24 protein-coding genes are annotated in these 21,847 nt (G+C 69.8%); 14 read left to right on the top strand and 10 right to left on the bottom strand.

The annotated features are described in order from the left end of the window. The first annotated feature begins 29 nt into the window (after positions 1 to 29). The 6 genes from paaD to B842_RS12730 are packed head-to-tail and all read left to right on the top strand — an operon-like array spanning position 30 to position 5,321. Positions 30 to 557, top strand: coding sequence for a 1,2-phenylacetyl-CoA epoxidase subunit PaaD (gene paaD / locus B842_RS12705; RefSeq protein WP_040087064.1), 528 nt, complete (start codon positions 30 to 32; stop codon positions 555 to 557). Next, the gene (gene paaE / locus B842_RS12710) at positions 557 to 1,717 is read left to right on the top strand and encodes a 1,2-phenylacetyl-CoA epoxidase subunit PaaE (RefSeq protein WP_040087065.1); all 1,161 of its coding nucleotides are present in this window, start codon (positions 557 to 559) and stop codon (positions 1,715 to 1,717) included. The genes paaD and paaE overlap by 1 nt, the downstream gene beginning before the upstream one ends. Positions 1,718 to 1,729: 12 nt before the next feature. Further along, positions 1,730 to 2,500 carry an enoyl-CoA hydratase/isomerase family protein gene (locus B842_RS12715; protein WP_040087066.1) on the top strand — a complete coding sequence of 257 codons (771 nt, stop codon included), beginning with the start codon at positions 1,730 to 1,732 and terminating at the stop codon, positions 2,498 to 2,500. Positions 2,501 to 2,520: 20 nt separating this feature from the next. Next, complete coding sequence (locus tag B842_RS12720; protein ID WP_040087068.1) at positions 2,521 to 3,720, top strand: thiolase family protein; 1,200 nt, start codon at positions 2,521 to 2,523, stop codon at positions 3,718 to 3,720. Positions 3,721 to 3,722: 2 nt separating this feature from the next. Then, positions 3,723 to 4,481, top strand: a complete 759-nt coding sequence (locus B842_RS12725; RefSeq protein WP_040087069.1) for an enoyl-CoA hydratase/isomerase family protein — start codon at positions 3,723 to 3,725, stop codon at positions 4,479 to 4,481. A gap of 3 nt (positions 4,482 to 4,484) precedes the next feature. Continuing rightward, positions 4,485 to 5,321: a 3-hydroxyacyl-CoA dehydrogenase family protein gene (locus B842_RS12730; RefSeq protein ID WP_040087071.1), complete on the top strand. Its 837-nt coding sequence runs from the start codon at positions 4,485 to 4,487 to the stop codon at positions 5,319 to 5,321. On the opposite strand, the gene B842_RS12735 is transcribed toward B842_RS12730, so the two are convergent. Then, the gene (locus B842_RS12735) at positions 5,318 to 5,671 is read right to left on the bottom strand and encodes a PaaI family thioesterase (protein ID WP_082028528.1); all 354 of its coding nucleotides are present in this window, start codon (positions 5,669 to 5,671) and stop codon (positions 5,318 to 5,320) included. The genes B842_RS12730 and B842_RS12735 overlap by 4 nt on opposite strands. Before the next feature lie 148 nt (positions 5,672 to 5,819). On the opposite strand from B842_RS12735, the gene paaZ reads away from it, so the two are divergent. Continuing rightward, entirely contained in the window at positions 5,820 to 7,904 is a 2,085-nt protein-coding gene (gene paaZ, locus B842_RS12740) for a phenylacetic acid degradation bifunctional protein PaaZ (protein ID WP_040087073.1), read from the top strand. 202 nt (positions 7,905 to 8,106) lie between these two features. Here paaZ and B842_RS12745 read toward each other — a convergent pair whose 3' ends face one another. Next, complete coding sequence (locus B842_RS12745) at positions 8,107 to 8,646, bottom strand: YwaF family protein (protein WP_040087074.1); 540 nt, start codon at positions 8,644 to 8,646, stop codon at positions 8,107 to 8,109. Between the two features lie 18 nt (positions 8,647 to 8,664). Beyond that, entirely contained in the window at positions 8,665 to 9,609 is a 945-nt protein-coding gene (locus B842_RS12750) for a winged helix DNA-binding domain-containing protein (protein WP_040087076.1), read from the bottom strand. A 58-nt stretch (positions 9,610 to 9,667) separates the two neighbouring features. Here B842_RS12750 and B842_RS12755 point away from each other — a divergent pair, with 58 nt between their 5' ends. Further along, the gene (locus tag B842_RS12755; RefSeq protein WP_040087077.1) at positions 9,668 to 9,913 is read left to right on the top strand and encodes a hypothetical protein; all 246 of its coding nucleotides are present in this window, start codon (positions 9,668 to 9,670) and stop codon (positions 9,911 to 9,913) included. Between the two features lie 5 nt (positions 9,914 to 9,918). On the opposite strand, the gene B842_RS12760 is transcribed toward B842_RS12755, so the two are convergent. Together B842_RS12760 and B842_RS12765 are read right to left on the bottom strand one after the other, a co-directional pair. Continuing rightward, positions 9,919 to 10,557 (bottom strand): ABC transporter ATP-binding protein, encoded by a 639-nt coding sequence (locus B842_RS12760; protein ID WP_040087078.1) that lies wholly within the window; start codon positions 10,555 to 10,557, stop codon positions 9,919 to 9,921. Beyond that, complete coding sequence (locus B842_RS12765) at positions 10,557 to 11,561, bottom strand: ABC transporter permease (RefSeq protein WP_040087080.1); 1,005 nt, start codon at positions 11,559 to 11,561, stop codon at positions 10,557 to 10,559. The genes B842_RS12760 and B842_RS12765 overlap by 1 nt, the downstream gene beginning before the upstream one ends. A 133-nt stretch (positions 11,562 to 11,694) precedes the next feature. Here B842_RS12765 and B842_RS12770 point away from each other — a divergent pair, with 133 nt between their 5' ends. From B842_RS12770 to B842_RS12785, 4 genes are read left to right on the top strand one after another with little or no spacing between them, the layout of a single operon-like run. Next, positions 11,695 to 12,876 (top strand): sensor histidine kinase, encoded by a 1,182-nt coding sequence (locus tag B842_RS12770; protein ID WP_082028472.1) that lies wholly within the window; start codon positions 11,695 to 11,697, stop codon positions 12,874 to 12,876. Continuing rightward, positions 12,873 to 13,481 (top strand): response regulator, encoded by a 609-nt coding sequence (locus tag B842_RS12775; protein WP_040087082.1) that lies wholly within the window; start codon positions 12,873 to 12,875, stop codon positions 13,479 to 13,481. Before B842_RS12770 ends, B842_RS12775 begins: the two co-directional genes overlap by 4 nt. A 26-nt stretch (positions 13,482 to 13,507) precedes the next feature. Continuing rightward, positions 13,508 to 13,990 (top strand): hypothetical protein, encoded by a 483-nt coding sequence (locus tag B842_RS12780; protein ID WP_040087083.1) that lies wholly within the window; start codon positions 13,508 to 13,510, stop codon positions 13,988 to 13,990. A gap of 25 nt (positions 13,991 to 14,015) precedes the next feature. Continuing rightward, positions 14,016 to 14,477, top strand: coding sequence for a hypothetical protein (locus B842_RS12785; protein ID WP_040087084.1), 462 nt, complete (start codon positions 14,016 to 14,018; stop codon positions 14,475 to 14,477). Here B842_RS12785 and B842_RS12790 read toward each other — a convergent pair. From B842_RS12790 to B842_RS12800, 3 genes are read right to left on the bottom strand one after another with little or no spacing between them, the layout of a single operon-like run. Beyond that, entirely contained in the window at positions 14,468 to 14,815 is a 348-nt protein-coding gene (locus tag B842_RS12790) for a cupin domain-containing protein (protein WP_040087085.1), read from the bottom strand. The two genes, B842_RS12785 and B842_RS12790, sit on opposite strands and share 10 nt — an antisense overlap. A gap of 38 nt (positions 14,816 to 14,853) precedes the next feature. Next, the gene (locus B842_RS12795) at positions 14,854 to 15,915 is read right to left on the bottom strand and encodes an esterase/lipase family protein (RefSeq protein WP_052437951.1); all 1,062 of its coding nucleotides are present in this window, start codon (positions 15,913 to 15,915) and stop codon (positions 14,854 to 14,856) included. Between the two features lie 22 nt (positions 15,916 to 15,937). Continuing rightward, complete coding sequence (locus B842_RS12800; protein ID WP_373277294.1) at positions 15,938 to 16,474, bottom strand: VanZ family protein; 537 nt, start codon at positions 16,472 to 16,474, stop codon at positions 15,938 to 15,940. An 18-nt stretch (positions 16,475 to 16,492) separates the two neighbouring features. On the opposite strand from B842_RS12800, the gene B842_RS12805 reads away from it, so the two are divergent. Further along, a complete protein-coding gene (locus tag B842_RS12805; RefSeq protein WP_040087087.1) occupies positions 16,493 to 17,467 on the top strand; it encodes an MDR family oxidoreductase in 975 nt (324 codons plus the stop codon). A 64-nt stretch (positions 17,468 to 17,531) separates the two neighbouring features. Here the strand turns inward: B842_RS12805 and B842_RS12810 are convergent, their stop codons facing one another. Further along, positions 17,532 to 18,770 carry a TsoY family (seleno)protein gene (locus B842_RS12810; RefSeq protein WP_040087089.1) on the bottom strand — a complete coding sequence of 413 codons (1,239 nt, stop codon included), beginning with the start codon at positions 18,768 to 18,770 and terminating at the stop codon, positions 17,532 to 17,534. Between the two features lie 308 nt (positions 18,771 to 19,078). On the opposite strand from B842_RS12810, the gene B842_RS13910 reads away from it, so the two are divergent. Continuing rightward, a complete protein-coding gene (locus B842_RS13910; RefSeq protein WP_040087090.1) occupies positions 19,079 to 20,338 on the top strand; it encodes an HNH endonuclease in 1,260 nt (419 codons plus the stop codon). Between the two features lie 29 nt (positions 20,339 to 20,367). Here B842_RS13910 and B842_RS12820 read toward each other — a convergent pair whose 3' ends face one another. Next, a complete protein-coding gene (locus B842_RS12820) occupies positions 20,368 to 21,846 on the bottom strand; it encodes a thiamine pyrophosphate-binding protein (RefSeq protein WP_040087091.1) in 1,479 nt (492 codons plus the stop codon). Between the last annotated feature and the right edge of the window lies 1 nt (position 21,847).

Consider the following 21,847-nt stretch of genomic DNA (forward strand, 5'->3'; position numbering starts at 1 on the left):
ACCACCCGCACATCCGAAGGAGGAAAGTCGTGACCACCCATCCCCTGCGTCCCACCGATCCTGAGGCCGCCAAGGTCTGGGACACCGCCGCCAGCGTGCCCGACCCGGAGATCCCCGTGATCTCCATCGCGGACCTGGGCATTCTTCGCGACGCCGCCATCATCGACGGCACTGCGGTGGTGACGATCACCCCGACCTACTCCGGATGTCCGGCCATGGACCACATCACGCGTGAGGTCGAGGAGGCGCTCGTCGCCGCCGGCTACGAGAACTCCCGCGTCGACCTGGTGCTCCAGCCCGCCTGGACCACCGACTGGATCACCGAGGAGGGTCGCGAGCAGCTGCGTGACTACGGCATCGCGCCGCCCGTGCACGCTGCCGGCGACCCCCGTCAGGGTCCGATCAAGCTCACCCTCGCTCCCCCGCCCCCGGTCCCGTGCCCGCGCTGCGGCTCGACCCGGACCAAAAACATCGCCCAATTCGGCTCGACCTCCTGCAAGGCCCTGTACTCCTGCGAGGACTGCCTCGAGCCCTTCGACTACTTCAAGGTGCACTGATGACCGCTCCCACCAAGAAAAAGGCCAAGTTCAACCCGCTGCAGGTCTCTGAGGTCCGTCGCCTGACCGACAACGCCGTCGAGGTCAGCTTCGAGGTCCCGGAAGAGCTTCGTGAGGACTACGACTACGTCCCCGGTCAGTACGTCGCGCTGCGTGCCGACATCGACGGCCAGGAGGTCCGTCGTTCGTACTCGATCTGTGACATCCCGCGCCCGGGCGTCATCCGCGTCGCCATCAAGCGCGACCTCGGTGGCGTCTTCTCCACCTGGGCCAACGACGAGCTCGAGCCGGGCACCGTCATCGAGGTCATGAACCCGCAGGGTGCCTTCACCTCGCGTGTCCACGTCACCTCCCTCAACGACGCCCAGGAGCTGCTCAAGGACGAGCTGGCCGACGTCGATGGTGCCCCGCACCTGGTCGCCATCGCCGCGGGCTCCGGCATCACCCCGATCATGTCGATCGCGCAGGCCCTGCTGTCGGGCTCCAGGTCCGCGACCTTCGAGCTGGTCTACGCCAACAAGGGCGGCGGCGACGTCATGTTCGCCGAGGAGATCGGCGACCTCAAGGACAAGTACCCGACCCGTTTCGCGGTGCACCACGTCCTGTCCCGTGAGCAGCGCGTCAACCCGCTGTTCTCCGGCCGCATCGACGACGAGAAGCTCTCCCTCCTCCTGGACAAGGTCATCCGCACCGACGAGACCGACGAGTGGTTCCTCTGCGGACCCTTCGAGCTGGTCCAGCTGGTCCGCGACGAGCTCGACAGCCGTGGCGTGAGCAGCGACAACGTCCGTTTCGAGCTGTTCTCCACCGGTAAGCCGCAGGACGGCCCGGGCCAGGGCAACACCGGCCGTCCGGTCGTCGTCGACCCGCACGGCCGCAACATCACCGTCTCCTTCAAGCTGGACGGCCTGTCCGGTTCCATCGAGTCCCCGGTCTCCGCGAACGAGACGATCCTCAACGCCGCCCTGCGCGCGCGCCCGGACGTCCCCTTCGCCTGCGCCGGCGGTGTCTGCGGCACCTGCCGCGCCAAGGTCATCGAGGGCGAGTTCGAGATGGACGAGAACTACGCGCTGGAGCCCGACGAGGTCGCCCAGGGCTACGTCCTGACCTGTCAGACCCGCGCCACCGGTGACAAGATCACCGTCGACTACGACGCCTAGAGGACCCACACCGTGATTGATCTCCACATCGAGGACAACGTCGCCGAGGTTGTCCTCAACAACCCGAAGGCACTGAACTCGCTGACCGAGGCGGATCTGCAGGAGCTCTCCGACGTCTACACCGAGGCCGCCGACCGTGGTGTCCGCGCCCTGGTGCTGCGTGGCGAGGGCCGCGGTTTCTGCGCCGGACGCAACATCCGCGGTCTCGACCCGCGTGACGACGACGCCACCGACTACCTGGCCAACAAGGTCACGCCGGTGCTGCAGCAGATGAGCACCTTCCCCGCCCCGACCTTCGGCGCCGTCCACGGCGTGTGCCTGGGTGTCGGGCTGGGCCTGGCCATCGCCTGCGACATCGTCTACGTGGCCGAGGACGCGACCTTCGGCTCCCCCTTCGCCAACCTGGGCGCCACCCTCGACTCCGGCGGGCACTCCCTGTTCGTCGAGCGTCTGGGTGCGCACCGGGCGATGGACCTCATCGTCACCGGGGACATGATCTCCGGTGCCGAGGCCGTCACCGCCGGCCTGTTCTCCCGCGCCCTCCCGGCGGAGGAGCTCGTGGAGTTCACCCGCGAGAAGGCACGTCGGGCCGCCAACGGCGCGACCCGCGCGTTCCTGACCAGCCGCACCCTCGTGCAGGACATCCGCGACAACCGTCGCGGCCTGTGGGAGTCCGTCGCGGACGAGAACGTCGCCCAGGGCGAGCTGTGCTCCTCCGCCGACTACCTCGAGGGCTTCGCCGCGTTCAACGAGAAGCGCAAGCCCGTCTTCACCGGTAACTAGAACTACAGAAAGAGCAGCCAGTGACCACTGCATACCTGGTATCAGGCCGCCGCACCCCGGTCGGCCGTTACGGCGGCGCACTGTCGTCCGTGCGTCCCGACGATCTCGCGGCGCTGACCATCAAGGCCGTCATCGAGGACGCCGGCATCGACCCGGCGGCCGTCGACGAGGTGATCCTCGGCAACGCCAACGGCGCCGGTGAGGAGAACCGCAACGTCGCCCGCATGGCCTGGCTGCTGGCGGGCTACCCGGACACCGTCCCGGGCATCACCGTCAACCGTCTCTGCGCGTCCGGCATGTCGGCCATCGCCATGGCCACCGCCCTGGTGGAGTCCGGCCAGGCCGACGTCGTCGTCGCCGGTGGCGTCGAGTCGATGTCGCGGGCCCCGTGGGTCGTCGAGAAGCCGACGACCGCCTTCGCGAAGCCCGGTGAGGCCTTCGACACCGCCATCGGCTGGCGCTTCGTCAACCCGAAGTTCGCCGCCCAGGACAAGATGACGTACTCCATGCCGGAGACCGCGGAGGAGGTCGCGCGCGTCTGCGACATCTCGCGCGCCGACGCCGACGCCTTCGCCGTCCAGTCCCAGGCCCGCGCCCTGGCGGCCATCGAGGCCGGCCACTTCCGCTCCGAGATCGTCCCCGTCGAGATCACCGACCGGAAGGGCAACGTCACGCTCGTCGACACCGACGAGGGTCCGCGCCCCGGCACCACCCCGGAGGTCCTGGCGAAGCTCCGCCCCGTCGTCAAGGGTGGCGAGGTCGTCACCGCCGGCAACTCCTCCACCCTCAACGACGGTGCCTCCGCGATCCTCGTGGTGAGCGAGGCGGCCGTCGAGAAGTACGGGCTCCGGCCGCGCGCCAGGGTCGTCGCGAACGCCAACGCGGGCCTCGCCCCGGAGGTCATGGGCCTCGGCCCGATCCCGGCGACCCGCAAGGTGCTCGAGCGCGCCGGCTGGAACCTCGGTTCCGTCGACGCCGTCGAGATCAACGAGGCCTTCGCCACCCAGTCCCTCGCGGTGATCCGCGAGCTGGAGCTGGACCAGAACAAGGTCAACGCGTGGGGCGGCGCCATCGCGCTGGGTCACCCGCTGGGTTCCTCCGGTTCCCGCATCACCATCACCCTGCTCAACCGTCTCGAGCAGGAGGGCGGCCAGCGCGGCATCGCCACCCTGTGCATCGGTGTGGGCCAGGGTTCGGCCATCGCGATCGAGAGGGTCTAGACGTGTTCGCAGATTTCCAGGCACTGACCGTCACCGACCGCGGTGACCGCCTCGTCGTCGAGCTGACCCGCCCCGAGGTGCGCAACGCCATCGACGACCAGATGGTCTCCGAGCTGCACGCCGTGTGCGAGTTCCTCGAGCGCGAGCCGAAGATCCTCATCATCACCGGGTGCGAGCACAACGGCCGCGGCATCTTCGCCTCCGGCGCCGACATCGCGCAGCTGCGTGAGCGTCGCCGGGAGGACGCGCTGCGCGGCATCAACAACACCATCTTCCACCGCATCTCCCAGCTGCCGATGCCGGTCATCGCCGCCGTCGACGGCTACGCCCTCGGCGGCGGGCTCGAGCTGGCGCTGGCCGCGGACTTCCGCATCTCCACGCCGGCCGCGAAGTTCGGCCAGCCAGAGGCCAACCTCGGCATCATCGCCGCCGCCGGTGGTCTGTGGCGCATCAAGGCGCTGGTGGGCGAGGCCATCGCGAAGGAGATCCTCCTCGCGGGCCGCATCCTCTCCGGTGAGGAGGCCGCCGCCGCGCACCTCGTCACCGAGCTCGCCGAACCGGCTGAGCTTCTCGACGCCGCCCACGCCTACGCCGACCGCATCGCCGCGCTCGACCCGCTGGCGGTGCGCATCTCCAAGCAGGTGATGGCCATGCCGGCGGCGGCCCACCCGGCCGTCGACAACATCGCCCAGGCCATCCTCTTCGAGTCGGACGCCAAGTTCGACCGCATGCAGGCCTTCCTCGACCGAAAGAAGAAGTAAGAAATGACTGTTCCCCAGAAGGTCGGTGTCCTCGGCGGTGGCCGCATGGGCGCCGGAATCGCCCACTCCTTCCTCGCCGCCGGCGCGGAGGTCACCGTCGTCGACATCAACGACGAGGCCGTGGCCGCCGCCGCGGAGCGCATCAGCAACGACGTCGACGGTTCCCTCAAGCGTGGTGCCGAGGGCACCCGCGAGGAGTGGCTGTCCCGCCTGACCGTCACCACCGACACGAACGCCTTCGCCGGCCTGCCGCTGGTCGTCGAGGCCGTGCCGGAGTCGATGGACCTCAAGATCTCCTCGTTCAAGAAGATCGCCGAGGCCTCCCCGGAGGCCGTCATCGCGACGAACACCTCCTCCCTGTCCGTCTCCGATCTGGCGCTGACCGTCGACAACGACGTCATCGGTCTGCACTTCTTCAACCCGGTCCCGGCCTCCAAGCTGGTCGAGATCGTCGTCGCCGACACCACCCCGGACGCCCTCGTCGACGAGGCCCGCGGCTGGGTGGAGGCGCTGGGCAAGACCCCGATCGTCGTGAAGGACGCCCCGGGCTTCGCCTCCTCCCGTCTCGGCGTGTGCATCGCCCTCGAGGCGATCCGCATGGTCGAGGAGGGCGTCGCGAGCCCGCAGGACATCGACAACGCGATGGTCCTGGGCTACAAGTTCCCGGTCGGCCCGCTGGCGCTCACCGACATCGTCGGCCTGGACGTGCGTCTCGGCATCGCCGAGTACCTGTCCTCCACCCTGGGCGACCGTTTCGCCCCGCCGCAGCTCATGCGCGACATGGTCGAGCGCGGCGAGCTTGGTCGCAAGTCCGGCAAGGGCTTCTACGACTACAGCTAGCGCTTCTTCTCGACGATCGCGTTGGTGATCCGCGCCGTGCACAGCCGCTGCCCGCTCTCGTCCGTGACCAGCACCTCATGCGAGGTCAGCGTCCGGCCGAGGCGGATGGCGGTGGCGGTGGCGGTCACGATCCCGGTGTGACCGGACGCGTGATGGGTGGCGTTGATGTCCACGCCGACAGCCACCTTCCCCATCGTCGACGCGTGGATGACGGCCGCCCAGGAGCCCACGGCCTCCGCGATGGCGACCATCGCACCGCCGTGCAGCAGCCCCAGTGACTGCCGGTTGCCGTCGACCGGCATGGTGGCGACGACCCTCTCCGGGGACTGTTCGAGCACCTCGACGCCCATCTTGCGGTCCAGTTCACCCAGCTGAATTGTCCACGGTTCCACGGTCTTCTCCTCTGTAGGCCTTGTGGGAAATGTGATCTTGATTATACTGGCCTGAAATCCCGACCGTCCGTTCGGTCATTAAATAAACCTCCAGGAAAGGACCCCGATGTCCACCCTCACCGACACCCTCGTCCCCAGCTACCTCTCCGGCGCCTGGGTCACCCCCGAGAACCCCTCCCGCGTGACCGAGGTGGCCGACGCCTCCACCGGCGAGATCGTCGCCACCGTCTCCACCGAGGGCCTCGACCTGGCCGGCGCCATCGAGTACGCCCGCGAGGTCGGCCAGCGCAACCTGCGCGAACTGACCATCCACGAGCGCGCCCTGAAGCTCAAGGAGCTGGCCCTCTACCTGGGTGAGCACAAGGAGGAGCTCTACGAGCTCGCCTACAAGACCGGCGCCACCAAGCGCGACAACGGCATCGACATCGACGGCGGCATCCAGACGATGTTCGTCTACTCCTCCAAGGGTCGCCGCGAGCTGCCGAACGGCCACATCATCATCGACGGCCCGACCGAGATCCTCTCCCGCGACAACTCCTTCCTGGGCACCCACATCTACACCACGCTCCCGGGCGTCGCCGTGCAGATCAACGCCTTCAACTTCCCGGTCTGGGGCATGCTCGAGAAGTTCGCGCCGTCCTTCATCGCCGGCATGCCGACCCTGGTCAAGCCGGCCACCCCGTCCGGCTACGTCACCGCCGCCGCCGTGCGTCTCATGCTCGAGTCCGGCATCCTCCCGGAGGGCTCCCTGCAGCTCATCTCCGGCTCCGCCCGTGACCTGCTGGACCACCTGGACCACCGCGACCACGTCGCCTTCACCGGCTCCGCCGCCACCGCCGCGACCCTGCGCTCCCACGAGAACGTCCTGAAGAACGGCGTCCGCTTCACCGCCGAGGCCGACTCCCTCAACGCCGCCATCCTCGGCGAGGACGTCACCGAGGACTCCCCCGAGTTCGAGGCCTACATCAAGGCCCTGTTCATCGAGATGACCGCCAAGGCCGGCCAGAAGTGCACCGCCGTCCGTCGCGCCATCGTCCCGACCGCACTCGTCGACACCGTCGCCGAGGCTCTCGCCGCCCGCGTCAACGACAAGATCGTCCCGGGTGACCCGCGCAGCGGTGAGGCCACCATGGGCCCGCTCGTCTCCGTCGACCAGCGTGCCGACGTCGCGGCAGCCGTCGACAAGCTCGTCGCCGCCGGCGGCAAGGTCGTCACCGGCGGCTCCGACCAGCTCGAGGGCGCCTTCTTCGCACCGACCATCCTCACCTTCGAGGACGCCGACACCGACGCCGTCCACGACGTCGAGGCCTTCGGCCCGGTCGTCTCCGTCATCGGCTACACCGACACCGACGACGCCCTGCGCCTGGCCGCCCGCGGCAAGGGCTCCCTCGTCGCCTCCGTCATCACCCACTCCCCGGAGCTGGCCGCCACCTACGCCCACAACATCGGTGCGTTCCACGGCCGCCTGCACTTCCTCGACCGTGACGACGCCAAGACCTCCACCGGCCACGGCTCCCCGCTCCCCCACCTGGTCCACGGTGGCCCAGGCCGCGCCGGCGGCGGCGAGGAGCTCGGCGGCATCCGCGGCGTCAAGCACTACATGCAGCGCACCGCCATCCAGGGCACCCCGGACCACCTGACCGCCATCACCGGCGAGTGGGTCCGCGGCGCCAAGGTCAACAAGGTCACCCGTGCCGACGTCGAGGCCGGCACCGCCGAGCACCCGTTCCGCAAGGACCTGGCCACCCTGCAGATCGGCGACCAGTTCGCCTCCGACCTGCGCCACGTCTCCCTCGAGGAGATCATCGAGTTCGCCGAGAAGACCGGCGACACCTTCTACGCGCACGTCGACGAGGAGGCCGCCATGGCCAACCCGTTCTTCCCGCGTCGCGTCGCCCACGGCTACCTGCTGGTCTCCTGGGCCGCCGGTCTGTTCGTCGAGCCCGCCCCGGGCCCGGTCCTGGCCAACTACGGCCTGGAGAACCTGCGCTTCATCACCCCGGTCACCTACGACGACTCCGTCCGCATCGAGCTGACCGCCAAGCGCATCACCCCGCGCGTCACCGACGACTACGGCGAGGTCTGCTGGGACGCGCAGCTGTTCAACCAGAACGACGAGCTGGTCGCGTCCTACGACGTGCTGACGCTCGTCGAGAAGGAGAACACCACCTACGCCAACTGGAACAAGTAGGTCCCACAGTCCGGCGAAGCACCGGGGAGGCAGTGTCGCGCTCACTCCCGGTGCTTCGTCATTTCTCCGGTCAGGAGTGCGCAGCTGCGCACTCTTTATGGCCGGTGACCTGGGGTTTCCTCCGGGCATACCGTCAGGTGACCCGCCCCGCGTCGGCCGTCTCGAAGCCACGTCGTACAGTGCGCAGCTGCGCACTCTTTTCCTACCCTGACCTGCGCTTTCGCAGAACAACCCACGGCCAGGTCAGGGCAGCCGCCCAGCCGCCGACGAGGAGGCCGGCACCGACGAACAGGTAGCGGGGCCAGGGGCCCATGACGTCGAGAAGCGAGGGTCCGGGCGGGGTGCCGTTGAGGTAGCCGTAGTTGGAGCCGGTGGCGACGTTGACCAGCATGGCCACGGCCGCCCAGCCGAGGTCCGGGGTGACGATGGACTGGACGTTGAGGGTCAGACCCCAGTAGTAGGTCGGCGCGATCCAGCGTGCCTGGCGGGTGACCAGCGCGAGGGAGGCGGTCAGCCGTGCAAGGTCCGAGAGGTGCAGGGGCAGGGAACGCCGGAGATCGAAGACGGAGGGCCGCATGTCCCACAGGGCCCAGGCGACGGACACCGCGAGGAGGAGCCAGCCGGCGACGGTGATCCAGTGGTCACTGCCCCGCCGGGCGGCCCGCACGAGCACCGGGGTGGCCACCGCGATGACGAGCAGTGCCACCCAGTGCTCCGGCCCGTAGGGCTGCATGTACCCCATGATGGATCACCCCCACTGTCAGGCCCGGCCGGTGATGGTGCCGCCCCGCAAAATGAAAGGCCAGCTCAGACCGTTCTTGGTCAGAACCTGCGGGCGCAGTTTTTCGGGCAGGATGAGGGATTTGTCGGCGTAACCCAGCAGGATCTCGTCGAAGGCGGGGAGTTCATACGTCGCCGCCAGGGCCGCCTCAAGCTCTGCAGCGGGCACGTCGAGCTGCCACTCCCCCATCCAGTCCTCCTCGCCGCCGGAGCCGAAGGGGACGACATCGCGGGCCAGCGCCACCGCCCGGCGCGCCTGCGCCACCGTGAGCCCCGCCCACCACACGAGGTCCTTCACCGACGCCGGCCCGTGCGAGTGCAGGTAGCGGGTGCCCAGCTCGGCGAGGGCCTCGTCGCCCTCCAGTTCACGCTGTGCCACGGGTAGGTCGTCGACGTGCACGAACGTCTCCACCGACCCCTGCCGGGGGCCCTGCACGACGTCCCCCTCGCCGCCGAGGGCGCGGACCAGGTGCGGGCCCCGGCCCTCCGTCGGGTCCACTCCGGCGGCGCGGAACACCTCGTAGACCTCCGGCCGGGTGAGGGGGCCGCGGCGCAGGGCCGCGTGCAGTGCCTTCCGCGCGACGGCGACGTCCGGTTCGCTGAGCCCCAGGCCGGGGCGTCGCTGCTGCTGCGCACGGGCCACCCGCGGCCCGCACAGCCGCATCATCCAGCGGGCGTCCTCGGCGGGGAGGAAGTGGAGGGTCCCACGCATCGGCCAGGCACGCACCACCTCGTGCCGGTCGACGGCGGCGAGGACGGCGGCGTCGTCATGCGGGCCCCGCAGGGACAGCGCCCGGATGCCGGCCGCGTACGTCTGCCCCTGGACGCCGAGCATCCAGCGGGCGACCTCGGCGGCGGTGCGGACGGGGGAGTGCAGGCCCTGCGCGACGAGGCGGCGGGCCTGCAGTTCGGAGGGTCGGTCCATGCCCCCATCATGGCAGGGAGTCGGACACCGCCGGGCGCGTCTGACCTACCCTCGGGGTATGTACCCGAAAATCGCTCCTCCCGCCCGGATCGCCACCCCGCTGAGCAAGGTCGCCGGCGAGTACTTCATCGGTTATGACTCCGCCGACGGAGGGTGGGACATCCTCCTGCGTTCCCCCGACTTCACCCCGAGCACACCGGTGATCAAGGTGTTCATCGACGAGACCCGCGTGGCACAGGAGGACTACCTCGGGAACTGTGTGTCGCGGGTCAGGGCGGCGATGGAGGCCGCCCGGAAGCTCTGAGTCTTCTACGCCGGGAGAGCCTCCCGGAGGCGGCCGTCGCGCATCTCGACGACGTGGTCGAAGGCGTCGAGAAGCGTGGTGTCGTGGGTGACCACCACGGTGGCGGTGCCGGATTCGCGGGTGATCCCGGCGAGCAGGTCGATGATCTCGCGGGAGAGCGCGGAGTCGAGTGCCGACGTCGGTTCATCGGCCAGGAGGACCGCGGGATCACCCATGAGGGCGCGGGCGATGTTCACGCGTTGACGCTGGCCGCCGGAGAGCTGCCCCATGCGGCGTTGCCCGAAGCCGGCGAGTCCGACGCGGGCGAGGAGCTCGTCGGCACGCGGGGCCCGCTCGCGCAGGGCCCGCCCCCGCAGACCCCGGATGTGGTCGGTGATGAGCAGCTGCTCGCGGACGGTGAGCGAACCCAGCAGGTTGGCCTGCTGGAAGATGAGGCCACGGGTGCCGTCGACACGCACGGTGCCGGACGTCGGCTCCTGCAGTCCGGCGGCGACGGCCAGGAGGGAGGACTTGCCGGAGCCCGACTCACCGACGAGGGCGGTGAACTCGCCGGGGCGGAGGGTGAGCGAGACGTCGTCGACTGCGGTGACCTCGGTGAGGCCGTCGGGGTAGGTGAGGGTGATGTGGTCGAGGGTGAGGGTCATTATCCGTTTCCTCCGAGTGCGATGAGCGGGTCGACCTTCGCGACCCGACGGGTGGCCAGGAACGCGCCGGCGATGCCGAGCACCCAGATCCCGAGTGCCGGACCGGCGACGGTCAGTGTGGACAGTTCGAACGGCACGGCCTGCCCGGCGAGGGTGCCCAGGGCCCAGCCGGCCAGCGCCCCGGCACCGACGCCGACGGCGAGGATGATCGACGCCTGCCCCAGCGCATCCCGCACGAGGTAGCCGGGCGTCGCGCCGAGGGCGCGCAGGATGGACAGGTCGCGGGTGCGCTGGATGGTCCAGACGGTGAGGAAGGAGACGGTCACCAGCGCGGAGATGCCGTAGAGGAAGCCCTGCATCGTCTGCAGCGACCCCTGTTCCGACTGGTGGGACGCCAGTCCGCTGAAGGAGTCCCGCAGGGTCACCGCGGTCATCCCCGTGCTTGCCGACGCCGCCTCCCAGTCAGCGTCCCCCTCCACGAGCAGGGCCGTGCCGACGGCCTCGTCACGGGCGATGGCCTGCCAGGTGGCGGTGTCGACCCACACGACGGGGGAGTGGGAATAGTGCTCGTCGGCCGTGGTGCCGACGACGGGCACCTCCTGGCCGCCGAGGAGGACTGTGCCGGGGGTGGCGTCGAGAAGCGACTCGGAGAGCACCGCCCCCGGGGTCGCGTCGGGGAGTCCGAGCACGGCGACGGCCTGCGTCGTGCCGGTTTCCATGCGGGTCTGCACCGCGCCGAGGGCGCGGACGGACGTGACGCCGTCGATCTTCTCCCAGGCGGCGACGTCCGCCGCGGTGACGCGCGACTCGGTGAAGGAGGGCTCCTCCGAGGCGAAGACCACGCGGTCGGGGTCCAGGGAGCGCAGGGCGGAGACGTTCTGCGCGCCGAGGCCGCCGGTCAGCCCGGTGAGCATGACGAGCAGCAGGGTGATGAGGCCCACGACCGAGCCGATCAGTGCGAAACGGCCGCGGGCGTGGACGATGTCCCGGATACCGAGGAACATGTCGGGTCCTTTCTGTTGCAGTGACCCCCATGCTTCCGGCGCGGGACCCGGATTCCATCGGCCTGCCGCCCGAAAAACCGCTCAACCGGTCGGTTGATGCCCACCCGACCGGGTGGCGGCTACGGTCGGAGGTGTGATCACCCTGCTCCGCTCCCTCCGCGTCGGTCTGCACGTGCTCTTCGCGTTCCTGCTGGGCCTGGGTGTGGTGCTGTTCCTGTGGGAGGACCCGGCGCGCGCGGCGACGACCCCGGTGCTGCCCCTGACGGTGACGCTGGCGCTGGTCTACGTGGTGGGCACGGTGTGGGAGCACAGTGTCTCCACGCCTCCCCGCGGGGTCGTGTGGTGGTGGCTCGCCGTGGTGACGCTGCTGTGGCATGCGCTGGTGGCGGTGTCCATCACCTTCGTGTGGCTGCTGTTCCCGCTGGTCCTGCTGTTCCTGCACCTGCTTCCCCGCACGCTCGGGGTGGTGGCGGCGACGGTGCTGTGGGGCATCGCGGCCTTCGTGCCCGCCAAGCTGCACCCGGGGGAGTGGACGGCCGGTTCGGCGGTGGGGCCGCTCATCGGCACGGTCCTGGCGGTGGCGATCTACTGGACGTACGTGGCCCTGCACCGGGAGGCCGCCCACCACCGGGCCGTCGCCGACGACCTGCGGGCCACGCAGGAGGAGCTGGCGGCCTCCGAGCACCAGGCGGGCCGCCTCGAGGAGCGCGAACGTCTGTCCCGCGAGATCCACGACACCGTCGCCCAGGAGCTGAGCTCCATCGTGCTGGTCAGCCGCGCCGTGCGCGGCAGCCTCGAGCGGGGTGACCTCGAGGCCGCTCTCCGGCAGGTCCGCACCATCGAGGACCAGGCCTCCGACAGCCTGGGGGAGGCCCGCCGCTTCGTCCGTGACCTCGCCGCCCCGGGGGAGCCCGTGCCGGTGGCGGTGCGCCACCTCATCCACCGCACCCTGGCCCGCCAGGAGGCGCTCGGGGAGCCGCTGAGCATCGAGCTGCAGCTCTCCGGGGACACGGACCGGGAGCTGCCCGAACCGGTGGCGCGCGCGGTGACGCGGGCGGCGGGGGAGCTGCTGGCGAACGTCGTGAAGCATGCCGGGGCGACGCGCGCCGTGGTGACCTACGCGGTGTGGGACACCGAGGTCACCCTCGACGTCATCGACGACGGCCGCGGCTTCTCCGGCGCCCACGGCTACGGGCTGCGCGGCCTGGAGTCCCGCGTGGCGGCCGTCGGCGGCGAACTGCTCATCGAGTCCGACTCCGACGGCACGGCCGCGGCCGTCCACATCCCCCTGACCTCAGAGAAGGAGCCCTCATGATCCGCGTCATGCTCATCGACGACCACCCCGTCGTCCGCGCCGGCCTGCGCACCATCCTCGACGGTTTCCCCGACATCACCGTCGTGGCGGAGGGGGCCGACGGCACAGCCGCGCTCGAGGCGACGCGCGAGGACGTCGACGTCGTCGTCTGTGACATCCAGATGCCCGGCATGGACGGCATCACCGCCACCCGCCGCCTCCGGGCCGCGGACGGTCCACCCGTCCTCATCCTCACGACCTACGACACGCAGGCCGACATCGTCGCCGCTGTCGAGGCCGGAGCTCTCGGCTACCTGCTCAAGGACGCCCCTGAGCAGGCGCTTCACGACGCCGTCGTGGCCACCGCCGCCGGCCGCCGCACCCTCGCCCCCGAGGTCGCCGGCGCCCTCGCCGAGCGCATGAGCCGCCCCACCGAGGCGCTGTCCCCCCGCGAGATCGAGATCCTGCAGGCCCTGGAGACCGGCGCCAGCAACCGCGAGCTGGCCAAGATGCTCTTCATCTCCGAGGCCACCGTGAAGACGCATCTGGTGCACATCTACCAGAAGCTCGGGGTGGGCACCCGGACCGCCGCCATCACGGAGGCACGGGAAAGACGCGTCATCTGACCGCTGCAGCGCGTATCATTCTGCCCATGATCCTTCGTCGAAGCGCCGTCCTGCTGGCTGCCGCCACCCTGCTCACCGCCTGCGGTACCGACTCCACCTCGGACACCGACACCACCACGACCACCACCGCCCCGACCACCGCCACCTCCACGGCCGTCGAGACGGGCACCCCCACCGAGGACACCGAGACCGCGGAGGCCACCGAGACCGTGGCCGCCGACACCACCGTCGAGACCACCACCGTCATCCCCGCCGACTGTGCACCCGACTCCTTCACCGTCGGTGACCTGGGGGATCCGGTCGTCGACTTCTGTGACGGCGCCTTCGCCAAGGTGACCCAGAAGGGAACGTCCTTCAGCATCGTCTTCCAGTCCGTCGACGGCCAGTGGGACATCTACCCGCAGCACGGCCTCGAGGACAACGGGCAGTGGTGCTACTCGCCGACCCTCCTCACCGCCGACGGGGCCGCCGAGGAGCTGCAGGAGATGATCCCGCTCTGCACGGAGTAGACCACCACTCCATTAGGGTGAAGGCATGAACGCCCGCGCCCGCGTCACCCCGCTGCTGTTCGTCCCGCTGCTGCTCACCGTGAGTGCGTGCGGTGCCGACGACGATCCCGCCACGCCCACCGCCACCGTGTCGGTGACGGCACCGGTCACCGAGTCCGTCACCGTCGAGGTGACCACCACGACCAACGTGGCCCCCGTGCCCGCCTCCACGACGGCCCTGGCCACCGCTCCGGACTGTGGCGCGGATGCGTTCCGCGGTGACTTCAGCGAGCCTGTCGTCATGTACTGCGACGGTGAGTGGGCGCGTGCGGGCCAGGCCTTCACGGACCATCTCATCGTCTACCACGCCGTCGAGGGCCGCTGGGAACACTACGAGCCCCACGGCCGCTCCCCGGTCACGGAGTACCCGTGCTTCGATGAGTCGACCCTCATCGCGGACGGGGTGCCCGCCGAGCTCCGCGGGACGATGTCGGTCTGTCAGGACTGACCGGAGTGGGACTCCCGCCCCTCGACGCTGGTGACGGTGGTGAGCAGGAAAACGGAGTCCTCGAGCGCACTGACCGAGTGACGCTGGTGGGTCAGGGTGACCAGCTGGCCGGCGCCGATCGTCGTCTCCTCCTTGCCGGCGACCTTCACTTCACCGCTGAACAGGAAGATCGAGGCGGCGGGCGGGGAGTTGTGCTCCTGGAGCGTGGTGCCCTGCTTGAGGGCGATGACGGTCTGCCGCAGCGGGCCGTCGTTGACCAGTAGTTTCGCGGCGCGGCCGTTGTCGGCGCTGCAGGCCTTGTCGAGCAGCTGGCGGGCCTTCTCATCGACGATGGACATGAGGGGGTTCCTCCCTGTGGTGGTTGGTGGGCCTGATCCTACCCTCCCGCAGCGTGACCGGGGTCACTTTCAGGTCGGCCGCAGACGGGGGAGGAGTCGCCCTCCGCGCGGGTGAGCCCCCACACGACGAGCCCGATCGGCACCGGGTCCGTGACCAGTCCGCCGTGGCTCACGGGGTGGAGGCACGTGGACTCGACCTCGACGTTGACCACGTCCGCCCCGGAGGCGCCGGGATCGATCATGGACGTCTCGTTGGGTGTCGCGATGGTGTCGGAGGCGGTGTAGAGCGCGGTATACGTGACGCCCGGGGCGGCGTCGGGGAAGCCGTTGAGCCAGTCCACGAACTCGGAGTGCCGGAGCTGCTGCACGGCCGCCTCCCCGGCGAGGAAGGTCGAGGAGCCGGGGACGGCCTGCACGACGGAACCGACCCAGTTCCACCCGTTGACGTCCGTGCCGTGGAGCGTCGCCCCGAGGGTGACCACGCGGCGTACCTTCGCGGCGCCGTCGAGACCCATGACGTAACCCTTGGTCAGGGTGCCGCCCTGCGAGTGCCCGACGAGATCCACCCGTGAGGCGCCGGTGCGCCGGAGAACCCCGTCGACGAAGCTGTCCAGCTCGTGCACGCTGAGGAAGGGGTCGGCGTAGCCGTAACGTCCCACGGACGCGCTGAGCATGCTGAACTGGTCGGCGCCGTAGTTGAGGGCCCAGGTGCAGGCCCCCGCAGCGACGAGGCTCTCGGCGAGGGTGACCATGTGCCCGGACCCGCCGGCGGTGCCGTGGATGAGGACGACGGGGACGGGGAAGTCGGGCGTCGGCACGCAGGTGGGGTCGTTGAAGGGGCCGGCGACCGGCAGGTCGGAGGACAGCTGCACGGTCGATCCGAAGGTCTGCGCCAGCGCCGACTCCCGGGACATGCGGACGACGGGACCGGAGGACAGCTGCACCCCCGTGCCGGTGGAGTGGCCGATGCTGGAGCCCCGCTCGCGGGAGGAGACGTCATGCTCGGCGGACAGGCCGGGGACACGCGGCAGGCTCGACGCCCCGGCGGTCGGGGTCACCGTCAGTGCGACGGCCAGCAGGAGAGCGGCGGTCCTTCTCATGCCGCAATCCTAGGTGACGGACCTAGGTACCGGCGGCCACCTTCGCCGGGTCGCCGAGCCGTTCCCCGAGGCCCGCGAGCACCACGAACACGACGCCCAGGGCCAGGGCCAGGCCGATCCACACCCGGTGCCAGCGGGGACCGCACAGGCGCGCCACGACGGCGCCGAGGAACGCCCCGAGGGTGTTCATGAGCAGATCGTCGATGTCCGAGTAGCCGAGCGCGAACACGTACTGCGCCGTCTCGATCGTCAACGACGCGGCGAACCCGACGAGGACGGTGCTGAGGAGGGGACGGCGGGCGTCGATAAGCAGCATGTACACGAGCACCCCGAAGGGGACGAAGAAGGCGAGGTTGCCCAGGTAGCCGAAGGCGGGCAGGAACCAGCCGGTCGCGCCGAGGAGGTCCTCGAGGGGGACGGGGCGCAGCTCACGGTGCCGGTGGATGGCCGGATCCCACAGGTAGCCGATCCGGTAGAACGCCTTGAGCATGGTGAGCGCGACCATCACCGCGGCGTACACGGCGAGGGCGAACCAGGTGAGTCTGCGCATGGCCTCCACGATAACTAGCGTGGGGCCATGGACCACTCCCTGCTTGTCACACGTACCGACTCCACCGTCACCGCCACCCTCACCGACGAGGTGTTCCTCGGCCCCGGCGAGGTGCTTGTCGACGTCTCCCACTCATCCCTCAACTACAAGGACGGCATGGCGCTGCGCGGCGACCGCGGCGTGATGCGGGTGGACCCGCTGGTGCCGGGCATCGACGCGGTCGGAACGGTGGTGTCCTCGGAGGATCCCCGCTTCGCGCCGGGCGACCTGGTGACCACCAACGGTGGGGGACTGGGGGAGTTCCGCCACGGCGGCTACTCCACGCGGCAGCGGGTGCCCGCGGAGGCGACGGTGCACGTCCCGGATGTCTTCGACGCATGGCAGGCGGCGGCGATCGGTACGGCGGGGTTCACGGCCGCCCTGTCGGTCGCGGCGCTGCGTGAGCAGGGCGTGGACGGGGGAGAGGTGCTGGTCACGGGCGCGACGGGTGGCGTCGGTTCGATCGCGGTGCACCTGCTGGCGACCCTCGGCCACGACGTCGTGGCCGCGACGGGACGGGCCGGGGAGCACGGTGACTGGCTGCGTGAGCTGGGCGCGGGGGAGCTGGTCGACAGGGCCGAACTGGCGGCACCCGGCCGCCCCCTGCAGAAGGCCCGGTGGGCCGGGGTGGTGGACTGCATCGGTTCCCACACGCTGGTCAACGCGTGCGCGCAGACGCAGTGGGGTGGCACGGTCACCGCGTGCGGACTGGCGCAGGGCCCCGACCTACCCGCCACGGTGCTGCCGTTCATTCTCCGCGGCGTGAAGCTGGTGGGCATCAACTCGGTGGACGCGCCGCGGGAGCTCCGGGAGCGGGCGTGGGCGCTGCTGGCCGACACCCTGGACGTGGATGTCCTCACCTCCCTCAGCACGACGGTGCCCCTGGCAGAGGTCGTCGCCGCGGGGGAGGAGCTCATGGACGGTCGGCGCCGCGGGCGGACCGTGGTGGCGGTGCAGCCCTGAAGAGGCCCGGCAGAATCGCCGACGCGGCGCACGGTCTTGAGCCGTGCGCCGCGTGTACGGGGGATTAAGCGTTGACCAGGACCTTCTGCTCCTGGGCGAACTTGCTGGCGGAGGACAGCTGGTTGCGGAACAGGGTGAACGCGAGCCACAGGGTGGCGGCCGCGATGGTGGCCGGGACGAGCAGTGCGGCGTAGTAGGTGCCGGAGAACTTCTCGATCAGGCCGTTCTGGATCAGGCCGGTGTTGATGTAGAACATCGAGAGGACGGACAGTCCGACGCCCGGGCAGACCAGGGTGAAGGCAACGGGGGAGGTCTCCTCACGGGAGAGGACGAACTTCTGGAAGAAGCCGTTGGAGCGCATGACGACGTAGCCGAGGCCCAGGAAGGCGACCTGCGCGAGCATCATGAAGGTGAGGAAGAGCAGGATGCCGACGGAGGACTGTGCGTGCTCCTGCGGGCCGGCCGGGCCGGCGTCCATGAGGGTCTGCATGCCGTGGCGGTCACGCAGGACGGTGATGGAGTACAGGGTGAGGATCGGGACGGCGAGCCACAGTGTGGCGGAGTTCGGCAGCGCCAGGCCGTACTGCATGATGCTCATGACGCCGGCGACGAGGAAGACGCCGAAGAGCAGGACCGAGATGAAGCCGAAGAACATGGAGCCGGCGACGCCGATCATGACGATGAGCGGGTTGGTGCCCATGGCTGCGGGGGCACCGAAGCCGACGGCGACCATGGACATGGAGAACGCGGCGATGAGCTGGTTGAGGCCACCGTTGGCCTCGAAGGAGAAGCCGCCGCCGATGATGCGGCGCAGGTAGTTGGTCATGATGACCAGGGCCAGGACACCGACGGAGCCGTAGGCGAGCAGAGCCAGCGGCATGAGGGACTGGATGATGCTCCACAGGCCCGGGACGAGGGCGAGGGCGGCGACGAAGGCGCCGTTGATGGTCATGCCCAGGGTCAGCGGGATGGCCATGAGGGTGACCTCGGCGTTGGTGGACTTGAGGGTCTGGTACGCCTCGGTGTGCTTGAACTGGTTGAACTCGCGGAAGTTCCAGATCAGCAGTCCGATGTGGATGGCGAGCATGGCGATCATGCCGACGTAGCCGACGATGATGGCGGTGCGCATGAAGGAGTCGCCGTTGGCGTAGGCGCCGGTGATGGACTCGAAGGTCGGCATCGGGGTCTCCGGGTGCGGAGTGATGTGCATGAAGGCCATGAAGAAGAAGACGGCCATGCCGCCGAAACCGAGGGCGGCGAGGAAATAGAGGGGCGAGTACTTCTCGCCGAGGTTCCTGATCACGGTGGTGTTCCTTCTGTGTTTCGGACTTAAGTGGATACCCCGGGGGGTATGACGGTTCCTGAGATTAACAGAGCTTGCCGACGCCCGCAACCAGATACCCCCAGGGGCTTCACAGGTTGCCGCGAGGCGCGTCCAATGTTGAGTGCATCCGTTGCTCGCCGAAGACTCTCGGCAGAGGGATGCAGGAGTGCGCAGCTGCGCACTCTTTTTGCCCCCTGACCTGCAACGACGCCTTCCGGGAAGCTCATGTCCGGGGCGCCTGCTACGGTGGCCGTAATCGAACACCAATTCGACCACCGGGGGAATCCTTGCTCGCCACGATCACCGAGCCGTCCACACTCACCGACCGCCAGCTGACCACCTCGATCACCCACGCCCACCGCAACCTCACCCGCCACAAGGCCGCCTTCATCCTCCACCTCGCCGAGTTCGACCACCGTGGCCTGGGTGGTTCCGCCGGCACCGTCTCCTGGGCGGTACGCACCCAGGACCTGTCCCGGCGCACCGCCTTCGAGTACCTCCAGGTGGGTCGCGCGCTCCGCGACTTCCCCCTGCTCGCCCACCACTTCTCCGAGGGGGAGCTCTCCTACTCCAAGGTGCGCCTCCTCCTGCCGCTCCTGACCGCCGAGAACGAGGCCGAGCTGGTCGCCCTCGCCCTCGCGCACCTGTTCACCGAGCTGGAGACCCTGCTCGCCGGTCACCCACGGCCCAACGGACGCCCACGGAAGGCGCGGAACCGCCTCTCGGTGACCGTGGACGAGGACAACGGTGGGCTGAGGTTCTGGGGCGCCCTCGACGCTGAGCGCGGGGCCGAGTTCCTCGCCGCCCTGAAGAGCGCCGAACTGGCGCTGGGCGGGCAGGACTCCGCAGGCCCGGACTCCTCCACCACCCGTTTCGGCGTACCCACCAGCACCAGCCTCGTCGGGTCACTCATCAGCCTCTGCCACCTGGCGCGGACCAACCCGGAGGCGAAGACGACGGCCCCGGGCGCACAGGTGAACATCATCATCGACTCCGACGACCGCGCACGGATCCCGGGACAGCCCGCCGCCACCACCCCGGACCTGCTGCGCAGCATCCTCAACGGCTTCCTCTCCCTGCAGATCCGCGACGCCCGCGGACGCATCCTCCACCTGGGCCGCAGTTCCCGCCTGCTCAACCGCGCCCAGGAGAAGGCGCTGCTCACCCGCTGGAATCACCGCTGCGCCACACCCGGCTGTCCGTGCACCCGCTGGCTCGAGTTCCACCACATCGTCGCCTGGGCCGCCGGGGGCGGGACCGACCTCGAGAACCTCATCCCGCTGTGTTCCACGCACCACGCGATGGTCTCCAACGGGGAGCTGGTCATCGTGCCGGACGAGGTCGATCCGAGCCTCCTGCGATTCCGCTTCCCCGGCGGAGAGTCCTACACGTCGGTGGACAACGGGCCCGCGATGCTGGATCTGGCGATGGGGCAGCACGCCGACAGCTACTCCCACGGGCCCGTGCCGAAGGGCGATGAGGAGCTTCTCGACGTCTGGGAGCACCAGGACACCTTCGACGACATCACCCCAGTTCAGACGCCATAAAGAGTGCGCAGCTGCGCACTCTCCGACCCTCAGACCCCCGACAGGAAGGGAGCCACCACCAACCGCGACACCCGGCAGTCGAGGACCCAGACGCCGGGCACACCCTCCGCGAGCCACTCGCCGGCCGCCGCCAGGTCCCCCAACGTGTGCACCACCGTGCCGCGCGCCCCGAACGCACCGAACACCTCCGTGAAGTCGACCTCGGGGATCAGCATCGGCTCCTCCGGCACGCCCTGCGACGCGTACTGGTGGATCTCGGCGCCGTAGGCGGCGTCGTTGACCACCACGATGACGCACCGGCCGCCGGTGTCGTGGACGCGACGGATGACGGACTCGGCGTCGGCAAGCGCCATGAGGCCACCGCCGTCGCCGGTGACCAGGACGGTCAGCCGCTCGCCGGCGGCCTCGACGACTCCGACGGCGGCGCCGAGGCCGAGGCCGATCGTCTCGAAGCCGGTGCCCACGAGCACCAGGTGGTCCGGCGCGGGGACGTCGAGGTACATGCACGGCCAGGCGATGAAGTGGCCGCCGTCGGTGACCACGACGCGTTCACGCGGCAGGAGTTCGTTGAGTCGCGTAAAGAGCGTGCGCGGATCGAGCCGCCCGTCGGGGGCGAGTTCAGCGCCCTCGGCATGGGTGGTGCGCACCGGCGCACGCTTCACGACGCCGCCCTCCCCGGTCAGCTCCGGAAGCATCTCCTCGACGGTGCCGCGGAGGGGAGTGTCGATGCGTGGGGTGGTGGGGGAGTGGGGGTCGATCTGGATGACGTGTGCGTCAGGTCCAAAGGAGCCACCCTCGGTGAAACGGTTGAGGGACGCACCGAGGACGAGAACCACGTCGGCCTCCCGCATCGCGGCACGGGCTTCGGGGGCGGCGAAACCACCGCAGATGCCGAGGTCCCGGACGCCGGAGGCGCCGTCGAAGAAGCCTTTTGCCGGGGCGGTGGTGGCGACGTCGGCACCCCAGGACTCGGCCAGGGCGATGACCTCCTCGCGGGCCTCGACCGCCCCGCGGCCGGCGACGATCAACAGCTGTTGAGCACCACTGAGCAGGGACGATACCTCACCCGGAGAGTCCGAATCGGGCGTATCGGCGCCCTCCCACGGCAGGAAGAGCACCACCGGAACGGACTCCTCCAGCGCCACGCGCACAGCCACGGAGGGATCCGTCTCCACCCGCGCCCCACACGCCCGGGCCAGCGCTGCGTGGTCCACGGTCTCCGTGGAACCGGCGACGAGGAGGAGTGGGGAGCGGGAGATGGCGGCGTCGATAAGCGGGGTGAGGGCGTTGGTGAAACCCGGGCCGTAGGTGGTCGTGGCGACCGCCAGGCGCCGCGTCGTGCGCTGGAAGGCATCGGCGGCGGCCACCGCGGCGGCCTCGTGACGCACCGAGATGACGGAGACGCCCTGCTCCGCGAGTTCGCGGATGAACAGGGCGTTTCCGTTGCCCATCAGGCCGAAGACGGTGTCTGTGGCGGCTGCCACCACCTGCGCGGCCTCCCGGTGCACG

The sequence above is a fragment of the Corynebacterium humireducens NBRC 106098 = DSM 45392 genome (assembly GCF_000819445.1).
GTDB lineage: Bacteria > Actinomycetota > Actinomycetes > Mycobacteriales > Mycobacteriaceae > Corynebacterium > Corynebacterium humireducens.